Genomic DNA, 3,459 nt, shown 5'->3' with positions numbered 1-3,459 from the left:
CGTTGCCCCGGAGCTGATTCAGACACCTATGCCGCCGATCCCGCCACTCGAAATCGCAGTCATCCGCAATGCGGATGACTGGCCCGACCATTTTGATGCCCTGGCCGAGCGCGCCGTTCTCGCGGCGCTGGCCGGTGCCAAGCCCAAGGTAAAAGGGGCCGCCGAGATTTCGGTGCTGCTCACCGACGATGCCGAACAGCGCGAACTCAATGCCCAATACCGGGGCAAGGATTCGTCGACCAATGTCCTGAGCTTCCCGCAGATCGAGCCTTTCGATCCGGTCATCGGCATTCTGGGCGACATCACGCTCGCCCGTGAAACCCTGATCCGCGAGGCCGAGGAGCAGGGCGTCACCGTCGACGATCACTTCACCCATCTGGTTGTGCATGGCTTTTTGCACATTTTGGGATATGATCATCTCGATGAGGACGAGGCTCTGGAAATGGAAGGCCTCGAAACCCAGATACTGGCAGGGCTCGGTGTTGCCGATCCCTATGCCGATTAGGCCAGTAGACCCCGGCCATGATGGCCACTTACGTATCCAATATGAGGATGATGCGCCGCCAGGAGCGGCCTGAGATTGATGAACGACACCGATCGCAAGGGCAACCGGGCGCCCGATAACCCCGAACCTTCCTCTAGTCCCGCCCCCGCCTCGACGACGCGGGGGCCGAGCCTGATCAGCCGGCTGAAGTCTATTCTGACGTTGCGGCCGGTAAGCCTGCGCAATGATCTGCAGGTGGCGCTGGACGAAAGCGCCAGTGCCGAAACGCCCGACTTTACCGAGAGCGAACGCACGATTCTGCAGAACGTGCTCAAGCTGTCCGGCGTCTCGATCGACGACATCATGGTCGAACGCTCCGATATCCAGGCCGTCGAGGCCGATATCAATCTCGGTACGCTCCTCGCAAAATTCCGCCAGGTCGGCCATTCGCGCCTGCCCGTCTATGAAGACGAACTCGACAAGATCGTGGGCTTCATCCACATCAAGGACGCGTTGGCGAAAATCACCGAGCCGGTGAACGACCCCGAAAAAGACGTCCCGGTCAAACTGATTTCGGCCGCGTTGCGCCAGAAGATCAACAAGCTCGGCATCATGCGCACGGCCATGTTCGTGCCGACCTTCATGCCGGCCGGCGATCTCCTGCAATCCATGCGCGCCTCCCGCGTACACATGGCCATAGTGGTCGACGAATATGGTGGCACCGATGGTCTCGTGACCATCGAAGACCTTCTCGAAGCCATTGTCGGCAAGATCGAGGACGAGCATGACGAGGCGGTCCGCGCCATGGTGCGCCAGGTCGGCGAAGACACCTATATCGCCAATGCCCGGGCCGAACTCGACGAGGTCCGCGCCGTGGTTGGCCCCGATTTCGACCCCGGCACCCATGCCGAGGACGTGGAAACCATCGGCGGCCTGGTGTTCGACCTTGCCGGCCACGTGCCGCGCCGGGGCGAGAAGGTGACCGGGCTCGACGGTTTCGAGTTCGAAATCCTCGCTGCCGACGGTCGCCGCATCAAGCGCCTGCGCATCCGCCGCAAGCGCGATGAGGGCGAGCCGATCCTGGCGATCACCGACCAGCGCCCCGAAGACCAGAAACTGGCAGCCGAATAGTGGCGGTCCACCGTTTCGAAGCCAGGACGTGGCATAGCGTCCTGGCAGAGCTCCCCGCAGCCCTCCGCGTGGCCGATGGCGACACCGTCATCACCGAGACGCTCGATGCGTCCGGGCTCGACAAGCACGGCAGTGCCCGCGCCCAAGGCGGCAATCCCATGAACGGGCCCATCCATGTCGAGGGCGCCGAGCCCGGCGACGTGCTGCAGGTCGAGATTTTGCGCATGACCGCAATTCGCGAGCATGGCTGGACCCGTGGCGCGCTCGCGGCCAATGTCGTTGATCCAGAGCGCGTCCGCGACCTGCCGCCGCGCGCCAAGATCGACTGGATCATCGATGCCGAGGCCGGCACGGTGCGGCTCAAGGAGCCGGTGGAGGGGCTGGAAAACTTCATCCTGCCCATCGAGCCCATGCTCGGCTGTTTTGGCGTCGCTCCCGCCCACGGCCAGTCCATCTCGACCGCCACCAGCGCCGAGAACGGCGGCAATATGGACTATCGGGGCTTCGGCCCCGGCGCCCGCATCTGGTTCCCGGTCCTGGTCCCCGGCGCTCTCTTCTTCCTCGGCGATTGTCACGCCATCCAGGGTGATGGCGAAATCGTCGGCACGGGCGTCGAAACCGCCATGGAAGTCGAAATCCGCCTCAGCGTCCTCAAAGACCGCAAGCAGGTCTGGCCGCGGGGCGAAACGGCAGAAACCATCTACACCGTCGGCAATGCACGGCCGCTCGACCAGGCCCTGCAGCACGCAACAACCGAAATGTTCGATTGGCTGATGGACGAATATGGCCTCTCTTCGGTCGCGGCCAGCCACCTGATGGGGCAGGCGGTGCGCTACGAAGTCGGCAATCTCTTCGACCCGGTCTTCACCATGGTCTGTCACATCCCCAAAAAGTACCTGCCCAAAAGTCAAAGGCCCCGATGAAAACTCATCGAGGCCCCTGGCTTGCTGCTTAACTGGTAGTGCGGGCCATTCGAGCCCAGCTCTCATGGCTTTGACCGCTAAAATCGCTCCATTGGAGCGATTTTGCCTTCGGCCTCGGTCACACCTGCTGGACCGACTCAACGCCCGGCACGAAGTGGCGGAGGAGATTTTCGATACCGCTCTTGAGGGTGGCGGTCGAGGAGGGGCAGCCCGAGCAGGCGCCCTGCATGTGGAGGAAGACGGTGCCTTCCTTGAAACCGCGGAAGATGATGTCGCCGCCATCCATGGCCACTGCCGGACGCACGCGCGTCGCCAGCAGTTCCTTGATGACCTCGACCATTTCCTTGTCTTCTTCCTCGAAGAATTCTTCGCCGGCGGCGAAATCGACATCAGCCTCACCGCCTTCGGCGATGACCGGCTTGCCGGAGAGGAAGTGGTCCATGATCACGCCGAGAATGGCCGGCTTGATGTGGGCCCAGTTGGTGTCATCCTTGGTCACCGAGATGAAATCGGAACCGAGGAAAACGCCGGTGACGCCGGAAATACCAAAGAGGCTCGCAGCCAGCGGAGAGGCTTCGGCGGTTTCGACACTGCGGAAATCGCGCGGCTCGCCGACCAGCACATCACGACCGGGCAGGAATTTAAGCGTGGCCGGGTTCGGCGTGGCTTCGGTCTGGATGAACATAAAACTCTCTCCGTGGAGTAGACTTAGAACGCTTCTAAATTATAGACGGGTTCGCTGCAAGCCCAATTTGCGCTGCTTTGTCGCGTGGCGCACCATGGCTGGCATGCGCTAGCACCATATCATGATCCGTCTGTTCAGATATATCGGCGTCGCCGAAGGCATTACAACCCTGGCGCTCTTCCTCGTCGCCATGCCCGCAAAATACTGGTTCGGCTTTCCCGATCTCGTCCCGCCCG

General features: G+C 62.0%; 5 protein-coding genes. 4 read left to right on the top strand and 1 reads right to left on the bottom strand.

Going from position 1 to position 3,459, the window contains the following annotated elements:
* The 3 genes from ybeY to J0I64_RS03515 all read left to right on the top strand — a co-directional run.
* The coding region (ybeY, locus tag J0I64_RS03525; protein WP_366933682.1) for an rRNA maturation RNase YbeY at positions 1-505 on the top strand (505 nt) is incomplete at its 5' end.
* Between the two features lie 78 nt (positions 506-583).
* Positions 584-1,615 carry a hemolysin family protein gene (locus J0I64_RS03520; protein WP_291406235.1) on the top strand — a complete coding sequence of 344 codons (1,032 nt, stop codon included), beginning with the start codon at positions 584-586 and terminating at the stop codon, positions 1,613-1,615.
* Positions 1,615-2,538: an acetamidase/formamidase family protein gene (locus J0I64_RS03515; protein WP_291406234.1), complete on the top strand. Its 924-nt coding sequence runs from the start codon at positions 1,615-1,617 to the stop codon at positions 2,536-2,538. Before J0I64_RS03520 ends, J0I64_RS03515 begins: the two co-directional genes overlap by 1 nt.
* 118 nt (positions 2,539-2,656) lie before the next feature.
* On the opposite strand, the gene J0I64_RS03510 is transcribed toward J0I64_RS03515, so the two are convergent.
* Positions 2,657-3,223: a NifU family protein gene (locus J0I64_RS03510; protein ID WP_291406233.1), complete on the bottom strand. Its 567-nt coding sequence runs from the start codon at positions 3,221-3,223 to the stop codon at positions 2,657-2,659.
* Positions 3,224-3,344: 121 nt separating this feature from the next.
* On the opposite strand from J0I64_RS03510, the gene J0I64_RS22595 reads away from it, so the two are divergent.
* On the top strand, positions 3,345-3,459 hold a 115-nt coding region (locus J0I64_RS22595), incomplete at its 3' end, for a DUF3817 domain-containing protein (RefSeq protein ID WP_366933683.1).

This window comes from Devosia sp., assembly GCF_017307565.1.
Taxonomy (GTDB): Bacteria; Pseudomonadota; Alphaproteobacteria; order Rhizobiales; family Devosiaceae; genus Devosia.
Note: the sequence above shows the minus strand (reverse complement) of the source record. Positions and strands in the feature narration are given on the sequence as shown.